Raw genomic sequence first — 17471 nt, forward strand, 5'->3', positions numbered from 1 at the left:
GCGTCCGATTTTGTCGTGAACGCGGTCTTGTGGAGAAGGGCACCTCGTCCTTACTTTGCAGTAAGTTCACTCTGAAAGCGGCTGTGTTCAGAATGCGCGCCCCACCGCCCCCATCACGCCCACTGCCAGAGGAGAGCAGCATGCCTGCCTTCGGTACCAGGCACCTTTGCGCCGTAGCCGCCGCCCTCGCCCTCACCGTCACCGCCCCCGCGACCACCGTCGCGGCGGCCCCGGACGCCCCGGACGGCCTGCGCGAGGTGATGTTCGTCGGCAACAACTGGGACGGCACCGCCGACGTCATCCGCTCCACCGGCGACTTCGCGAGAATCGGCCGGATCGACGTCATCCCGGACCGCGACGAGCGGATGGCCGAGATCAACGCCGATCCGATCAAGTGGATCTACTTCCAGGCCATCCGCAACAGCGTCGGCGAGGGACACGACCAGTTCGTCGACGACATGTACTCGACGCCGGACGGCGGGTCGGTGGTCGTCTCCCGGCCGAGCTTCGCCGACATCGTGTCCATCGACCTCGCCACCGGTGACATCGACTGGCGCTTCCCCGTCTCGGGTTACCGCTCCGACCACATGGCGGTCTCCCCCGACGGCACCCGGGTCGCGGTGTCGGCCTCGACCTCCAACACCGTGCACGTCCTGGACATCGGGACGGGCGAGGAACTCGGCTCCTTCGGCACGGGTGACAAGCCGCACGAGAACATCTTCACCGGCGACGGCAAGTACATCTGGAACATGTCCATCGGCGAGGTGAACACCGCGCTCGACGCCCCCTGGCTGGACTGGACGAAGGGCAACCGGCGCATCACCGTCGTGGACGCGACGACGTACGAGCAGGTCAAGGTGATCGACATGCGCGAGCGGCTCGACGCGATCGGTCTCGGGAAGCACTCCGACGCCGTCCGGCCCGCCGCCTTCTCGCCCGACGAGTCCAAGCTGTACTTCCAGGTCTCGTTCTTCAACGGCTTCTTCGAGTACGACGTCGCCACCGACCGGATCACCCGGACGAAGACCCTGCCGAAGAACCCGGCCACCAGCGAGGACCGCACCACCTGGGTCAACGACTCGCGGCACCACGGCATCTCGATGAGCCCGGACGGCGCCAAGCTGTGCGTGGCGGGCACGATGGACGACTACGCGACGGTCGTCGACCGCACGACGCTCCAGGAGGGTCCGCTCGTCCCCGCCGCCAAGCCGTACTGGGCCACGGTCAGCGGCGACGGCTCCCACTGCGTGGTCTCCGAGAGCGGGTCGGACCAGGTCACGGCCATCGACTTCGCCACCGGTGAGAAGTCGGTGTCCGTCCCCGTCGGCGACCACCCCCAGCGCGTCCGGCTCGGGCATGTGGCGGCGGACTGGACGGGGTCGTCGGCCGACTGAGGTACCGCGCGGCCCGTGCCGGACATGTCGTCCGCATGCGCGTGTGTGAGCCGGCCCGGGAGGGGTAGTCGCCCGGCAACGGATGAGGCATGCATGTCCTCGGCACTACTCCCCTCGGAAGGAGGTCCGTGACAGCGCACTCCAGAAGCGCCCGGGCCGCTTCCTCCGACACGGAGCGTCCCGGGCCACACCGGGCAGCGTCCTCGCGGGCGCTGCCCCCTCTCTTTCTCCCCGATCCCGGCCCGGCCCCCGCCCTCGCCCTCGCCGGAGCGATCGCCTACCGCCGCGGCAGCCGGTGCAGCTCGACGTCCCCGAGTCGGCCGTCGGCGATCTCGGCCGTCATGTAGGTGCAGTGGGGCTGACGCCGCCGGTCGGTCGGCGAGCCGGGGTTGAGCAGGCGCAGGCCGGTGTCGGTCGTGGTGTCCCAGGGGATGTGGCTGTGCCCGAAGACCAGGACGTCGAGGTCGGGGTAGCGGTCGGCGCAGCGTCTCTCGCGTCCCTGGGCGGCGCCCGTCTCGTGGACCACACCGAAACGCAGGCCGTCCAGGTCGGCGTACGCCACCTCGGGCAGCCGGGCGCGCAGCTCGGGTCCGTCGTTGTTGCCGTACACGCCGAGGAGTCTGCGGCTGCGGCTCTCCAGCAGGTCGAGGGTGGCCGTGTCGACCCAGTCGCCCGCGTGCAGGACGACGTCGGCCCCGGGGATCTCGGCCAGTAGCCGCGCGGGCAGTTCCCTGGCCCGCTTGGGCAGGTGGGTGTCGGACATGAGCAGCAGGCGCACGGATCCAGCCTAGGGGAAGGGGCTGATGTGACTTGTGCGGCGCAGCGGCACCTACGAGGCGGTGCGCCGCTTGAGCGGCTCCCACCAGGACCGGTGGTCCCGGTACCAGGCGACGGTGTCGGCCAGCCCGGCCGTGAAATCGTGGCGGGGGCGGTAGCCCAGTTCGTCGCGGGCCTTGCTCCAGTCGAGGCTGTAGCGCAGGTCGTGGCCCTTGCGGTCCTCGACCCGCACGACCCGGTCCCAGTCGGCGCCGCAGGCGTCGAGGAGCAGGCCGGTGAGGTCGCGGTTGCTCAGTTCGGTGCCGCCGCCGATGTTGTACACCTCGCCGGCCCGGCCCCGGGTCCGCACGAGGTCGACGCCCCGGCAGTGGTCGTCGACGTGCAGCCAGTCGCGGACGTTGCGCCCGTCGCCGTAGAGCGGGACCCGTCGGCCGTCGAGGAGGTGGGTGACGAACAGCGGCACGAGCTTCTCGGGGAACTGCTGCGGGCCGTAGTTGTTGGAGCACCGGGACACCCGCACGTCCAGGCCATGGGTGCGGTGGTACGAGAGGGCCAGCAGGTCGCCCGACGCCTTCGAGGCGGAGTACGGGGAGCTCGGCCGCAGCGGGTGCTCCTCGGTGGCCGAGCCGGAGTCGACGGAGCCGTAGACCTCGTCGGTGGAGACGTGCACGAAGGGGCCCACGCCGTGGCGCAGGGCCGCGTCCAGCAGGGTCTGGGTGCCGACCACGTTGGTGAGGACGAACTCGGCGGCGTCGTGGATCGAGCGGTCCACGTGGGACTCGGCGGCGAAGTGCACCACCTGGTCGGCCTCGGCCATCAGCTTGTCGACGAGTGCCGCGTCGCGGATGTCGCCGTGCACGAACTCCAGCCGGGGATGGCCGAGGTCGAGGTTGTCGAGGGTGCCGGCGTAGGTGAGACCGTCCAGGACCGTGATCCGCGGTGGTTCGGGCGCGTCGGAGGCGAGGAGCGTCCGGACGTACCGCGAGCCGATGAATCCGGCGGCGCCGGTGACCAGAAGGTTCATTGACGGTTCTGTGCCTTGCCGCGGTCGGAGGGGAGCGGACGGTACGGGACGGCCCCGACGATACCGGCGTGCCCCGCGTGGTCCGCGACCGGCCCGGACGCGCACCGCGCCGGCGCATGGCCGGCGCGCTGGGCCGCTTCCGTCACCCTCGGGGCGCGGTCAGTCCTCGCCCCTGACGATGTTCGACTCCTGGCCCCCCTGCGGTGCGCGTGCGACGTTGCCGTCCTCGACGGCCGGTATCCAGGTGCGCATGACGCCCCTGCCGCGCAGGCGGCGGGCTTTCGACCACCCTGTCTCCAGGCGACGCACAACGGGTTTCTCGCTGGTGTCCGTGGTCACGAGGCATCATCTTCCTTCTGCGTCCGGTGCCGTTGCCCTGCGGGTCCCCGGGCGTGATCCCGCGAAACACCGGGCGCCCGCGCCCCTACGGGTTGGGCCGGGCCACGCTGATGTCGCCCAGCGCCGACTCCGGGTCGCGTTCCATGGCCAGGTCTCCGAGGGAGACGATGCCGACGGGGCGTCCGTCGTCGACGACCGGGACACGTCGTACGGCGTGCTCGCGCATCAGCTCGACGGCGTGGTTCAGCTCCTCGTCGGGCCGCACGGTCACCACGTCGTCGCTGCACGCGCCGGCCACGGTGGTCTGCTCCGGGTCGCCGCCCTCCGCGACGGACCGGATCACCAGGTCACGGTCGGTGACCAGACCGCGCAGTTCGTCGCCGTCCGTGACGAGGACGGTGCCGAGGTCCTGGTCGCGCATGATGCGGGCCACCGCGGTGACGGAGGTCTGCGGCTCCACGGTCACCGGGTCGCCGGTCATGATGTCGCGGACGTACTGGGTCATGTCGTGATCCCTCGTTCCCTCGCTCGTGGTGTGGCGGGCCGGGTACCCGGCGAAGGGGCGGCGGCAACCTATCGCGGGGCGCGGCGCAGGGGGATCTCGCTCCAGACCTGCTTGCCCCCGCTGACCGGCAGCGTCCCCCACGTCGCCGACATCGCCTCGACGAGGAGGATGCCGCGCCCGCCCGTCGCCTCCCAGCCGATGCTGGTCGGCTTGACGGGCGTACGGGGCGAGGCGTCGGCGACCGCGACGCGCAGCCGGCCGCCGATCAGGGTGAGGTCGAGGCGGACCTTGCCGTCGGTGTGCACCAGGGCGTTGGTGACCAGTTCGGAGACGATCAGCAGGACGCCGTCGATGTCGTCGTCCGGCACTCCCCAGGAGCGCAGGGTGCGGCGGGTGAAGCGGCGGGCGTGCCGTACGGCCTCGGGCAGCCGCCACACCGACCAGCTCTCCCGCAGCGGGCGCAGGGCCATACCGTCGTAGCGCACCAGCAGCAGGGCCACGTCGTCGCTGCGACGGGCGTCGCCGAGCAGGGCGTCGGCGACGAGCCCGAGGTGAGCGGGGTCGGAGGCGGCCAGGGCGTGCGCGAACCGTTCCATGCCCTCGTCGATGTCGGCGTCGTGGGACTCCACCAGGCCGTCCGTGGTGAGGCCGATCAGCGTGCCGGGCCGCACCCGCAGCGGACTCATCGGGAAGTCGGCCTGTGTCACCACGCCCAGCGGCGGGCCGCCCTCCACCTCCGCGATCTCCGTCGTGCCGTCGGAGTGGCGCAGCACCGGCGGCAGGTGTCCGGCCCGGACGCACCAGGCGGAACCCTCCTCCATGTCGAGGTCGACGTAGACGCAGGTGGCGAAGAGGTCGCTCTCCATGTCCACCAGCAGCCGGTTGGCGTGGGAGACGACCACGTCCGGTGGGTGGCCCTCGACGGCGTAGGCGCGCAGGGCCGTGCGCATCTGGCCCATGAGGGTGGCGGCGCCGGCGCTGTGGCCCTGGACGTCGCCGATGACGAGGGCGACGTGGTGGTCGGGCAGCGGGATCACGTCGTACCAGTCGCCGCCCAGCTCCAGTCCGGCCGTGCTGGGCAGGTAGCGGGCGACGGCGACCGCGCCGGGCAGTCTGGGCAGGCGGCGCGGCAGCAGCTGGCGCTGGAGCATGCCGACGAGTTCGTGCTCGGCGTCGAAGGCGTGGGCGCGCATCAGGGCCTGCCCGGCGAGGCCGGCCGACGCGGTGAGCAGGGCGCGTTCGTCGGGGCCGAAGTCGTGCGGGGTGTCCCAGCCGATCAGGCAGGCGCCGGCCATGCGACCGCCGGCGGGCAGTGGCAGGACGGCGAGGCCTCCGGGGCCGACGTCGGCGAGGGCGGGTTCCAGGTCGCCGGTGCCGGCGGGCCAGATCCGGGCCCGGCCCTCGCGCAGCGCGGCGGCGAGGGTGGGCATGGCCCGCACGGGCGCGTCGGGCCACTCGGTGCGCCACTCCAGCCGCCACAGCTCGGGCCAGGACTCGGGCTCGGGCGGGTCCAGGACGGTGACGACGAGCCGGTCGTTCTCCAGTTCGGCCAGCGCGATCCGGTCGGCGCGCAGCGGCCTGCGCAGCGCGGCGACCACGGCCTGGCTGACGTCCCGGACGGTGCCGGCGGTGGCCAGCGCGGCGGCCAGCCGTTGGACGCGGGCCACGTCGGTCACGTCGGGGCGCAGGGTGGAGGCGTCGGCGACGGTACCGACGAGGCGGGCCGGTTGGCCCTCGCCGCCGGGCAGCAGGCGTCCGCTCAGCCGGAGCCACTTGGGCGGGCCGGTGGGCTGGAGCACCCGGAACTCCAGCTCGCGATCGCCGATGGACATGTGGTCGGCCTCCGTCACCGACATCAGCGAGGGCAGGTCCTCGGGCACGGTCAGGCCGAGCAGGGTCTCGACCTTGCCGTCGAACGCGCCGGGGGCGAGTCCGAACAGGCGCAGGACGTCGTCGCCGATATCGACCCGGCCGGTGTCCATGGCCAGGGTGAAGGCGCCCGGCCGCAGCTCCGCTCCCTCGGCGACCGCGGCCGGGGCGGGGCAGGCCACGGCGTCGGCCACCAGTTCGAGGCAGGCACGGTCGTCGCCGTCGAAGCCCTGCGGGCGTTCGGTCAGGGCGAAGAGACAGCCGCCGCCGTCCCCGTGGACGGGCAGGGTGGCGAGGGAGAAGCCGCTCGACGGCACGCGCCGCGACTCGGCCGATCCGGCGAACTCCTCGGGCCCGAGCCAGACCGGCCTCCCGCCGCGGTGGGCGTCGGCGACCGGGGAGCCGCCGGACGCGGGATAGCTGTCGCGCACCCCGTACAGGGTTCGCGGCACGCCGGCCGACTCGACCAGGCAGAGCAGCTCCCGGTTCTCGCCGGGCGTGTAGAGGGCGACGAAGGAGGCGCCCGCGAAGACCAGCGCCTGTTCGAGGACGCGGCGCAGCCGCTCGCCCGGGTCCGGGCCGGACGCGATCGCCTTCAGGGCACCCTCGGCACGCAGCGTTCTCGATCCGCGTTCCGCAGCGCCCTCACTGACCACGCCGCCATTACAGCGCTTATGGGACACCTGCGCAGCCCCTGCGGACGGGGAACGCGGCGATCAGTCGTCCGGAAGGACGCGCGGGCGCGGTGCGGGCCGCACTCGGCGAGGGTGCGGAACCACGCCCCGCTCGCGCCGCGGGAACGCGCCGGTACGGCGCTCGCCGTGCGCGGCGGGCTCTCGGGGAGGAGATTTGAACCCGGGGTCAAGGGCGCCCGGGCGAGGAGGTGGTCGGTGTGTCCGACGATGGGTCGACCTCGCCGATGCCCGTGGACGCGAGAGCGTCGGGCGGCCATCCGGTGCTGTCCATGGCGCTGGCCGCGATGATGGAGGACGTCCACGCGCACTCCGGGGCGGTGTATCTGCTCGGTGCCGATCCTCCGGTGCTGGAGATGGCGGTGATGGCGGGGCTGCCGAGGGCGTTCGCGGCGCCCTGGGAACGGGTGACGCTGCACGCGCGGGTGCCGGTGGCCGACGCGGTGCGTGGGCGGCGGCTGATCTGGGTCGGCGACGAGCAGGAGATGGCGCGGCGGTATCCCCGGGTCGCGGTGGTCCTGCCCTATCCGTTCGCGCTGGTCGCGCTGCCGGTCGCGACCCGGTCCACGGCGTACGGCGCGGTCTTCCTGACCTGGCCCGGTACGCGCACCCCGGAGTTGTCCGACCGGGAGCGCGTCCATCTGACGGCGGCCTGCGAGCGCCTGGCGGTGCGGCTGGAGCGGGCGGCCGCGGCGAGTATCCCCGTGCACCCCGAGCCCGATCTGCTGGCCGCCCCGGTGGTCGGGGGCGCCCCGGGCACGCTCGGTTCGCTGGAGGCCGTGCGGATGGTGGGGCGCCTGCCGTACGGGCTGTGCTCCCTCGACCTGCACGGGCGGGTCGGCTTCGCCAACCCGGCGGCGGCCGAGCTCCTGGACGTACCGGTCGCCGGACTGCTGGGCACGCAGTTGTGGACGTCGGTGCCGTGGCTCAACGACCCCGTGTACGAAGACCGGTACCGGGCCGCGCTGTTCAGCCAGCACCCCACGTCCTTCGTCGCGCTGCGCCCGCCCGGCGACTGGCTGTCGTTCCGGCTGTATCCGACCCGGACCGGGCTCAGCGTCCGCATCAGCCGGGCTCGGGGCGTGTCGCGGCCGGGCTCCGCCGATCCGGTGCCGGACGAGGGCGCCCCGCCACGGCTGGTGACCATCTCCCAGGTGGTCGGTCTGACCGGCGCGCTGTCCGAGGCGGTGGGTGTGCAGGACGTGGTGCAGCTGATCGCGGACGAGATCGCCCCGACCGTGGGCAGCCAGGGCCTGGTCGTCCTCGGCTCGCGGGCCGGCCGGCTGCACGTCCTGGGGCACCGCGGCTATCCGGACCGGCGCAACGCGGAACGCTTCGACGGTACGCCGCTGACCGAGCGGATCCCGGGCGCGCAGGTCCTCCGGACGGGGGTGCCCGCGTTCTTCGAGTCCTGGGAGCAGCTGGAGCGTCTGTACCCGGCGCGACGGGGTACGCACGACGGCTTCGCGGCCTGGGCCTTCCTGCCGCTGATCGCCTCGGGGCGGCCGGTGGGCACCTGTGTGCTCGCCTACGAGCGCCCGCACTCCTTCACGACGGAGGAGCGGGCGATCCTGACCAGCCTGGCCGGGCTGGTGGCGCAGGCCCTGGACCGGGCCCTGCTCTACGACGCGAAGCACCGGCTGGCGCACGGGCTGCAGGAGGCCCTGCTGCCGCACTCGCTGCCCGCGCTGCCCGGTATCGAGGCCGCCGCCCGCTATCTGCCCGCCAGCCGGGGCATGGACATCGGCGGCGACTTCTACGACCTGGTACCGGCCCGGGACACGGCGGCGGCGGTGATCGGGGACGTCCAGGGTCACAATGTGACCGCGGCCGGGCTGATGGGACAGGTCCGCACCGCGGTCCGTGCGTACACGGCCGTCGGCCAGACGCCCGAGGAGGTGGTGCGCAGCACCAACCGGCTGCTGATCGACCTCGGGACCGAGCTGTTCGTCAGCGCGCTGTACCTGCGGCTCGACCCGGGGCGCGGGCGGGCGGTGCTGGCCCGCGCGGGTCACCCACCGCCGCTGCTGCGCCGTCCTGACGGGCAGGTCGGGGTGCTGCACGTCCCCGGCGGCCCCCTGCTGGGCATCGACCCCGCGGCCGAGTACCCCCGCACGGAGGTCGCTCTCGCCCCCGGCTCCCTGCTGGTCCTCTACACCGACGGCCTGGTGGAGTCCCCCGACGTCGACTTCGAGGATGCCCTCGCCGACCTGGCCCACCGGCTGTCCGACGCCGGGGACCTGACGCTGGACGAGCTCGCCGACCATCTGGTGGGCCACGAGGCGGGCGCGGAGGAACGCCCCGACGACATCGCGCTGATGCTGCTGCGGGCTCGCGAGTGACGCGGGCGCCTGGCCGGCGGGGCGGGCGGGGGCGTGAGTGGGGCTCTGCCATGGGCGGGGCTGGGTCGAGGGCGGGGCGGGCCCTGACCTAGAACGGGGCCGGGAAGAGGGTGGGGCGACGCGCGGCGCGGGGCCCTGGCCTGGAGGAGAGCGGCGGCGCGTGGGGATGAGGGGGCGGGCATGGGGACGGCATGTGCGGCCCGGTCCTCCCGCCGGAGGGCCGGACCGCTCACCGCCGACCGGTTCCGTGAGGAGCCGGTCGGTGGTCCCGAGCCGGAGCCGGAAGTGCGGGGCCTGCGAATCAGCCGGTCAGGCCGGAGCCGTTCCCGCTGCCGGTGCCCGTGCCGTCACCTGCGTTCCCGGTACCGGCACCGTCACCGGCGTCCCCGACGCCGTCCCCGGCACCTGCGCCACCCGCATCGTCACCGCCGCCGCCGACGGCGTCGCCGCCCCCGGCCTCTTCGCCGCCGGCCTGGTCACCCGTGCCGGCCTCCTCACCGCCCGCCTCTTCACCCGCGCCGCCCGCCGCGTCGCCGCCGAGGGTGGCGCCGACGGCTTCCAGGGCCGTGGTGACCGGCTGGAAGAAGGTCTCGCCGCCGACCGCGCAGTCGCCGCTGCCGCCTGAGGTCAGGCCTATCGCGAGGCCGTCCTGGGTGAAGAGGGAGCCACCGCTGTCGCCGGGTTCGGCGCACACGTCGGTCTGGATGAGGCCGGTGACCGTCCCCTCGGGGTAGTTGACGGTGGCGTCCAGGCCGAGGACCTGGCCGTCGGCCAGTCCGGTCGTGCTGCCCATGCGGAAGACCTGCTGCCCGACCGTCGCCTCCGCGGCCTGACTGATCTGGACGGTCTGGTCCCCGAGGTCGACCTCGCTCGGCGCCTCGGTGGCGGGGTCGTCGTACGTGACGAGCGCGAAGTCGCCCTCACCGGGGAAGACCGCCTGGTCGACGGTGGCGATCGGCTGTCCGTCCTGCGCGTCGGACCACTGGTCGTCCGCGACACCGCAGTGACCGGCCGTCAGGAAGGCGGGTGAGCCGTCGCCCGCGGTGACGTTGAAGCCGAGGGAGCAGCGCGCGCCGCCGCCGAAGATGGCGTCGCCGCCCGACACGAAGGTCTTGAAGGTGCCCTCGGACTTCCTGATGGTCGCCATGCCGGAGCCGAGGTTCTCGACGGTGGACTCCAGCCGGTCCCAGGAGGCGCCGGTGACGGTGCTGTCGGCGGTCACCAGGATCTTGTTGGTGCGCGGGTCGATCGCCCACGAGGTACCCGGGATGGTCGCCTCGGACTTCAGCGTCTGCGCGCCGGTCCGCAGCTCGCCCATGCTGTTCTCGACCTCGCGGACGTCCGCGCCCGCCTTCTTCGCCTGCACGATGACCTGGTTGTTGTCGCCGGGTACGACGTTGACGACGAGTTGCTGTTCGCCCGCGTCGTAGTAGGACCCGGCGAAGGCGTCGCCGAGCAGACCGGCGAGCTGCGAGGCGAGATCCGACGCGTCCCCCGCCTTCAGGGTCCTCGGCGCCGCCGCGGCGTCGTCCGAGGACCCGCCGTCCTGCGAGGCGTTGGCGTTCGGCAGCAGGATGGCGGCCGCGCCGAGCGCCACCACACCGCCTGCCGCCATCGCGGCCTTGCGCTTCGGAATTCGCTTGTGACTCAACCTTCTCGACCTCCTGGGACGGGGTCCGTGCCGCCGGTCCGGCAGCTGTTGGGGGCGCCTGGATGGCTGTTGGTACGCACGGGCCGGACGGGCCGTTCAATCGCACCGGATCGGCACACTCCGCAATCGGCCGGCGACGTTCCGTTCCGATCACGGAGCGGAATGCATGCTTCAGCGAATCTGCACATCGAATGCCCAACCCAGTCATCCTCGTTGGGGGATCTGCACAAATCCGAAGCGCCGCGCACGCCTTTGGGGCGGGTGTGCCGGATTCGCCTCCGTACCGGCAAGGGGTCGCACGGGACGATGTCGCGCCTCGTGTGAAGAAGTCGCCGCGAAGGCGTGCCCGCTCCTGCACGGTTGGACGCCCGGGCGTTGCAAGTGCCCTGGTGGGGCGGGTGATTGATTGGAAGCGCGGACCGGCCGCGTGCTTTGATCCATCGCACCGCGGGGGCCGCGGAGGGCTCCGGAAAGGGGCGCCCGGCGCCTGCGGTCGCGGCCGTCATCTGTCCCCAGAGGGGGCCGCTCCCCCCTTGTGAAAATGGCTATACGAAGGGAAGTTCCATCATGAACTCCACCCCCCAGGTTGAGACCGTCGAGATCTCCGACGCCGACCTCGACAACGTCTCCGGCGGTCTGAACGTCAACGCCGTCGGCACCGTCACCGGCCTGGTGGACGGCATCGCCCCGGTCTCCGGCCTGCTCAACACCGCCGTCGGCACCGTCGAGGGTGTCACCGGCCTGAACACGGCCCCGGTCACGGGCCTGGTCGCCGGTCTCTGATCGCGCCCATGTGCCGCTGAGTCCCGGAGCCATCCAGGCTCCGGGACTTCTCGGCCGTTCTCCCGCGGCTGTTTCTCCGCCGCTACTTCTCTGCAGCTCTCTCTGCGGCATCCACTCCGCGGCTTCTTCTCCGCGACTCCTTCTCCGCGCCTTCTTCTCCGCGGCTCTCCGGAAACTCTGGGATACGTCCGACGTGCAGTTCCGCCAACAGGCCCTCGCAAAACTCCAGTCACCAGAAGAACTCGACCTTCCGGTGCGTTTCGCCCGCCCGCAGGGCTGGCTGGTGCTGTCCGTGACCGTGGTCGCGATGGCCGCCGCCTCCGTGTGGGCGGTGAGCGGCTCGGTGGCCTCCACGGTCGGCGCGCCCGCCATCCTCACGCACGGACAGGGCAGTTACCTGCTGCAGAGCCCGGTCTCCGGCCAGGTCACCGCCGTCCTCGCGCGCCAGGGTGAGCGGCTCGCCGCCGACTCCCCCGTGCTGAAGGTGCGTACCAGCGAGGGCGAGACCGTGGTCCGCACGGTCGACGCCGGCCGGGTCAGCGCGCTCGCCGCCACCGTCGGGCAGATCATCCAGACCGGTGCGAACGTCGCCTCCGTCGAGAAGGTCGCCCACGCGGACGACCCGCTCTACGCCACCGTCTACGTCCCCGCCGAGAAGGCCGCCGCCATCCCCGCCCACGCCTCGGTCGACCTGACCGTCCAGTCCGTGCCGACGCAGCAGTACGGCGTTCTGCACGGGAAGGTGAAGTCGGTCGACCGCTCGGTGCAGTCGGCGCAGACGATCGGCGCGTTCCTCGGCGACAGCCAACTCGGCGAGCAGTTCACCAAGGAGGGCAGGCCGGTGGCCGTGACGGTTCGGCTGGACACCTCGAAGTCCACGAAGAGCGGTTACGAGTGGTCGTCCGCGGACGGGCCGCCGTTCGACCTGACCTCCATGACCATGGCCACCGGTTCCATCCGGCTGGCCGACGAGCGTCCCGTCGATTGGCTGCTGCCGTGAGCACCGCACAGGAGACCCGGGGCAGACGCCGCGCCGCCCCGCCGAAGCGCAGGGTGCCCAGGAGCCGGGCGAAGACCGTCCGTACCCCCACCGTCCTCCAGATGGAGGCCGTGGAGTGCGGCGCCGCCTCGCTCGCGATGGTGCTCGGCCACTACGGCCGGCACGTCCCGCTGGAGGAACTGCGCATCGCCTGCGGTGTCTCCCGGGACGGCTCGCGCGCCAGCAACCTGCTCAAGGCCGCGCGCGGCTACGGCCTCACCGCCAAGGGCATGCAGATGGACCTGGCCGCCCTCGCCGAGGTGACGGCGCCGGCCATCCTCTTCTGGGAGTTCAACCACTACGTCGTCTACGACGGCGTGGGGCGCCGTTTCGGCCGCCGCGGGGTGTTCATCAACGACCCGGGCAAGGGCCGCCGCTTCGTCTCCCTGGAGGACTTCGACGGGTCCTTCACCGGGGTCGTGCTGACCATGGAGCCCGGCGAGGACTTCACCCGGGGCGGCCGGAGACCCGGCGTGCTGGGCGCGATGCCGGCCCGGCTGCGCGGCACCGCGGGCACGCTGCCCGCCGCCCTGCTGGCGAGCCTGCTGCTGGTGGCGGTCGGCGCGGCGGTGCCCGCGCTCAGCCGCACCTACATCGACATGTTCCTGATCGGGGGGCAGACCTCGCTGCTCGGCGTGCTGTTCGCGTCGATGGGCGCCTGTGTGCTGCTCACGGTGGTGCTGACGTGGCTCCAGCAGGCGAACCTGCTGCACGGCCGCATCATCTCCTCCACTCTCTCCAGCGCCCGCTTCCTGCGCCACCTGCTGCGGCTGCCGGTGACCTTCTTCTCCCAGCGCAGTCCGGCCGACCTGGTACAACGCCTCCAGTCCAACGACGCCGTCGCCGAGACGCTGGCCCGCGACCTCGCCGCGGCGGGCGTCGACGTGATCGTCGTCGTCCTGTACGCCGTGCTGCTGTACACGTACGACCCCCAGCTCACCTTCGTCGGCATCGGTGTGGCGCTGCTCAACATCCTCGCGATGCGCGTCGTCATCCAGCTGCGCGCGACCCGTACGGCGAAGCTGCGCGCGGACACGGCGCGGCTGACCAACACCGCGTACACCGGCCTCCAACTGATCGAGACGATGAAGGCGACCGGCGGTGAGGACGGCTACTTCCGCAAGTGGGCGGGGCAGCACGCCACCACTCTGGAGGAGCAGCAGCGGCTCGGCGTGCCGAGCGCCTGGCTGGGCGTGGTCGCGCCGACGCTCGCGACGCTCAACAGTGGGCTGATCCTGTGGATCGGCGGCATGCGGGCGGTCGAGGGACACATCTCGGTCGGCCTGCTGGTCGCCTTCCAGGCGCTGGTGGTCCGCTTCACGGCCCCGCTGACCCGGCTGAACGGTGTCGCGGGCCGCATCCAGGACTTCGCGGCCGACGTGGCGCGGCTGAAGGACGTGGAGAACTTCCGCGCCGACCCGCTCTACGACCGTCCCGGCGGGATCGAATCCACCCGGCGGCTGCACGGCCACGTCGAACTGCAGAACGTCTCCTTCGGCTACAACCCGCTCGACAAGCCCCTGCTCACCGGCTTCGACCTGACCGTCGGGCCGGGGCAGCAGGTGGCCCTGGTGGGCGGCTCGGGCAGCGGCAAGTCCACCGTGTCCCGGCTGATCTCGGGGCTGTACGCCCCCTGGGACGGCGTGATCCGCATCGACGGCCGGCGCCTCGAGGACATCCCGCGCGGGGCGCTGGCGTCCTCCGTCTCCTTCGTCGACCAGGACGTGTTCCTCTTCGAGGGCTCCGTCCGCGACAACGTGGCGCTGTGGGACCCGTCGGTCCCGGACGACGCGGTGGTGGACGCCCTGCGGGACGCCGCGCTGTACGACGTGGTGATGCGCCGCCCGGGCGGTATCCGCAGCAGGGTCGAGCAGGACGGCCGGAACTTCTCCGGCGGACAGCGCCAGCGCCTGGAGATCGCGCGGGCGCTGGTGCGCCGGCCCAGCATTCTCGTCCTCGACGAGGTGACCAGCGCCCTGGACGCGGAGACCGAGCTGGTGGTCATGGACAACCTGCGCCGGCGCGGCTGTGCCTGCGTGGTGATCGCGCACCGGCTGAGCACCGTACGGGACAGCGACGAGATCGTCGTCCTCCAGCACGGCACCGTCGTGGAGCGCGGGCGGCACGGGGAACTGGTCGCGCACGGTGGCGCGTACGCGGCGCTGGTCAGGGAGCGGTGAGATGACGACCGTGCACGAAGGGCAGGGCGACCTCGTCCTCGGAGCGCTCGGCTCGCTGGGCACCCGCGTCGACTGCGCCGGCTTCAACCGCCTGGACCTGGAGGGTCCGCAGGTGCTGTGGCTGGTGGCGTCCGGCGCGGTCGACCTGTTCGCGGTCGACGCCGAGGAACAGGGCCACTGGCACCACCTGGGCCGTCTGGAAGCGGGCTCGGTGCTGCTCGGGCCGGTCGCCGGGCCCCAGCACACACTGGTCGCGCGTCCGCTGCGGGACTGCGTGGTGCATCGCATCGGGCTGCGCGAGCTGTACCAGTCGGCCGGCACCCAGACGTGGTCCTACGACGAGTACGGCAACCCCCAGTACGTACCGCCCACGACGAGTCCCCTGGAGTACGCCCTCGCCCTCGGAGTGGGCCGCAGTCTGACCGTTCTCTTCCAGGCGCCGATGGCGACCGAACGGGCCGCGGCGCCCACCGACGACGACGTCTTCTGGATGCAGGTCCCACCGGGGAGCGTGCAGTACGGGTCGCTGTACGGCGACGAGGCGGCCGCCGACCTGCTGATGGACCCCGCGCTGTGGCAGAGCATGGTCGACCAGCAGTACCGGCTGCTGACCACGCTGGACCGCTGGATCGAGCAGTTGGAACGCACCCACGAGACCCGTACGGCGGCCGGCATCAAGGCCGGTGAGGCGGTACGCGCCCGGGCCGACCGGACGCTGCTGGCCTCCATCGGCAAGCGGTCGGACAAGCGCACCACGGCCGCCGACGCCGACGCCACGTACGCGGCCTGCGGGCTCGTCGCCCGCGCCGCCGGGATCCCGCTCGCGGAGCCCGCGCGGAACGGCACGGAGAGCGACCGGCTCGACCCGGTGGAGCGGGTCGCCGTCGCCTCGCGCGTGCGCACCCGCACCGTGCGGCTGGACGGCCGCTGGTGGCGGGACGACGTCGGGCCGCTGATCGGTCACCGCGCCCTGTCGGGGGCGCCGGTGGCGCTGCTGTGGCGGCGCGGCGGCTACGTGGCCGTCCACCCCGCGACCGGCCGCGAGACGCCGGTCGAGAAGGCGAACGCCGAGGAGTTCGAACCGCGTGCGGTGATGTTCTACCGGCCGCTGCCCGAGCGCCGGCTCAGCCCTTTGCGGCTGCTGCGGTTCTGGATACGGGGCACGCGCGGTGATCTGACCGGCCTGCTGCTCGCCGGACTGGTGACGGTGGGACTCGGCGCGCTGGTGCCGATCGCGACCGGCAAGGTGCTGGGCGAGTTCGTGCCGAAGGCGCAGACCGGGCTGATCGTGCAGGTCTGTCTCGCGGTGATGCTGAGCAGCGTCGTCGCGGCGGCCTTCATGCTGATGCAGAACCTCACCATCCTGCGGTTGGAGGGACGGGTGGAGGCGACCCTCCAGCCCGCGGTGTGGGACCGGCTGCTGCGGCTGCCGACGAAGTTCTTCAGCGAGCGTTCCACCGGTGAGCTGGCCAGCGCGGCGATGGGCATCAGCGCGATCCGCAGGCTGCTGGCGGGTGTCGGTCCGACGGTGGCCCAGTCGGTGACCGTCGGGGCGATGAACCTGGGGCTGCTGCTCTGGTACAGCGTGCCGATGGCGCTCGCGGCGATCGGCATGCTGGTGGTGGTCGCCGCCGTGTTCCTGGGGCTCGGGCTGTGGCAGGTGCGCTGGCAGCGGCGGCTGGTCAAACTCACCAACAGACTGAACAACCAGGCGTTCCAGACCCTGCGCGGACTGCCCAAGCTGCGCGTCGCGGCGGCCGAGAACTACGCCTACGCGGCGTGGGCGGAGCAGTTCGCGCGCAGTCGTGAGCTCCAGCAGCAGGCGGGGCGCGTCAAGAACCTGAACGCCGTGCTCGGCGCGGTGTACCTGCCGCTGTGCACGCTGCTGATGTTCATGCTGCTGGCCGGTCCGGCACGCGGCTCGATGTCGGCGGCCGAGTTCCTCACCTTCAACGCGGCGGTGACGATGCTGCTCACCTCGGTCACCCAGCTGACCGGCGCGTTCGTGTCGGCGGTGGCCGCGCTGCCGCTGTTCGAGGAGATCAGGCCGGTCCTGGACGCCACGCCCGAGGTGCGCACGGGGAGCAGCCGGCCGGGGCCGCTGTCCGGGGCGATCGAGGCGCGGCGGCTGTCGTTCCGGTACACCGACGACGGGCCGCTGGTCCTGGACGACGTGTCTTTCGGCATCCGGCCGGGCGAGTTCGTGGCGGTCGTCGGTCCCAGCGGCTGCGGCAAGTCGACCCTGCTGCGGCTGCTCATCGGCTTCGACCGGCCGCTGTCGGGCAGCGTCCTGTACGACGGCCAGGACCTCGCCGCCCTCGACCAGTCGGCGGTGCGCCGGCAGTGCGGGGTGGTGCTCCAGCACGCGCAGCCGTTCACCGGCTCGATCCTGGACGTCATCTGCGGCACCGAGCCGTACACGCCGGAGGAGGCGATGGCGGCGGCCGAGATGGCGGGGCTCGCGGAGGACATCAAGCGGATGCCGATGGGCCTGCACACGATCGTCTCGGGCAGCGGGGCGGTCTCCGGGGGCCAGCGGCAGCGGCTGATGATCGCGCAGGCGCTGATCCGCCGGCCGCGCATCCTCTTCTTCGACGAGGCGACCAGCGCCCTGGACAACGAGACGCAGCGCACGGTGATCGAGTCCACCAAGGCCCTCAACGCCACCCGGATCGTCATCGCCCACCGTCTGTCCACGGTGCTGGACGCCGACCGCGTGATCGTGATGGAGGACGGCAAGGTCGCCCAGCAGGGGCCGCCCGCCGAGCTGCTCGCGGACACCGGCGGCCGGCTGCACGAGCTGGTGCGGCGACAGCTGGCCTGACAGGGTTGCCGGGACGGCGGCAAGGCCCGTGCTCCGGACCGTCCGGTTTCCG

At 72.5% G+C, this 17471-nt stretch carries 12 protein-coding genes; 6 read left to right on the forward strand and 6 right to left on the reverse strand.

The annotated features are described in order from the left end of the window. The first annotated feature begins 140 nt into the window (after nt 1-140). A complete protein-coding gene (locus ACIQ6R_RS16565; protein ID WP_404222004.1) occupies nt 141-1394 on the forward strand; it encodes a YncE family protein in 1254 nt (417 codons plus the stop codon). Between the two features lie 277 nt (nt 1395-1671). Here the strand turns inward: ACIQ6R_RS16565 and ACIQ6R_RS16570 are convergent, their stop codons facing one another. From ACIQ6R_RS16570 to ACIQ6R_RS16590, 5 genes are all read right to left on the reverse strand, one after another. Then, nucleotides 1672-2172: a metallophosphoesterase family protein gene (locus ACIQ6R_RS16570; protein ID WP_404178197.1), complete on the reverse strand. Its 501-nt coding sequence runs from the start codon at nt 2170-2172 to the stop codon at nt 1672-1674. 51 nt (nt 2173-2223) lie between these two features. Then, the gene (gene rfbB, locus ACIQ6R_RS16575) at nt 2224-3195 is read right to left on the reverse strand and encodes a dTDP-glucose 4,6-dehydratase (protein WP_404222006.1); all 972 of its coding nucleotides are present in this window, start codon (nt 3193-3195) and stop codon (nt 2224-2226) included. Nucleotides 3196-3354: 159 nt separating this feature from the next. Continuing rightward, nucleotides 3355-3534 (reverse strand): hypothetical protein, encoded by a 180-nt coding sequence (locus ACIQ6R_RS16580; protein ID WP_404222007.1) that lies wholly within the window; start codon nt 3532-3534, stop codon nt 3355-3357. 85 nt (nt 3535-3619) lie between these two features. Beyond that, nucleotides 3620-4039 (reverse strand): CBS domain-containing protein, encoded by a 420-nt coding sequence (locus tag ACIQ6R_RS16585; protein WP_404222009.1) that lies wholly within the window; start codon nt 4037-4039, stop codon nt 3620-3622. A 68-nt stretch (nt 4040-4107) separates the two neighbouring features. Next, complete coding sequence (locus ACIQ6R_RS16590; protein WP_404222011.1) at nt 4108-6564, reverse strand: SpoIIE family protein phosphatase; 2457 nt, start codon at nt 6562-6564, stop codon at nt 4108-4110. Nucleotides 6565-6827: 263 nt separating this feature from the next. Between ACIQ6R_RS16590 and ACIQ6R_RS16595 the strand changes: the two genes are divergently transcribed. Next, nucleotides 6828-8942, forward strand: coding sequence for a SpoIIE family protein phosphatase (locus ACIQ6R_RS16595; RefSeq protein ID WP_404222185.1), 2115 nt, complete (start codon nt 6828-6830; stop codon nt 8940-8942). Between the two features lie 301 nt (nt 8943-9243). Here the strand turns inward: ACIQ6R_RS16595 and ACIQ6R_RS16600 are convergent, their stop codons facing one another. Beyond that, on the reverse strand, nt 9244-10593 hold the full coding sequence (locus tag ACIQ6R_RS16600) for a S1 family peptidase (RefSeq protein WP_404222013.1): 1350 nt from the start codon (nt 10591-10593) through the stop codon (nt 9244-9246). A 567-nt stretch (nt 10594-11160) separates the two neighbouring features. Here ACIQ6R_RS16600 and ACIQ6R_RS16605 point away from each other — a divergent pair. From ACIQ6R_RS16605 to ACIQ6R_RS16620, 4 genes are all read left to right on the forward strand, one after another. After that, the gene (locus tag ACIQ6R_RS16605; protein ID WP_003978108.1) at nt 11161-11376 is read left to right on the forward strand and encodes a hypothetical protein; all 216 of its coding nucleotides are present in this window, start codon (nt 11161-11163) and stop codon (nt 11374-11376) included. Between the two features lie 193 nt (nt 11377-11569). Then, complete coding sequence (locus ACIQ6R_RS16610; protein WP_404222015.1) at nt 11570-12376, forward strand: HlyD family efflux transporter periplasmic adaptor subunit; 807 nt, start codon at nt 11570-11572, stop codon at nt 12374-12376. Then, on the forward strand, nt 12373-14595 hold the full coding sequence (locus ACIQ6R_RS16615; RefSeq protein ID WP_404222017.1) for an NHLP family bacteriocin export ABC transporter peptidase/permease/ATPase subunit: 2223 nt from the start codon (nt 12373-12375) through the stop codon (nt 14593-14595). The genes ACIQ6R_RS16610 and ACIQ6R_RS16615 overlap by 4 nt, the downstream gene beginning before the upstream one ends. A 1-nt stretch (nt 14596) precedes the next feature. Then, nucleotides 14597-17419, forward strand: a complete 2823-nt coding sequence (locus tag ACIQ6R_RS16620; RefSeq protein WP_404222020.1) for an NHLP bacteriocin export ABC transporter permease/ATPase subunit — start codon at nt 14597-14599, stop codon at nt 17417-17419. Nucleotides 17420-17471: the final 52 nt, after the last annotated feature.

The sequence above is a fragment of the Streptomyces sp. NPDC096048 genome (assembly GCF_044763415.1).
GTDB lineage: Bacteria > Actinomycetota > Actinomycetes > Streptomycetales > Streptomycetaceae > Streptomyces.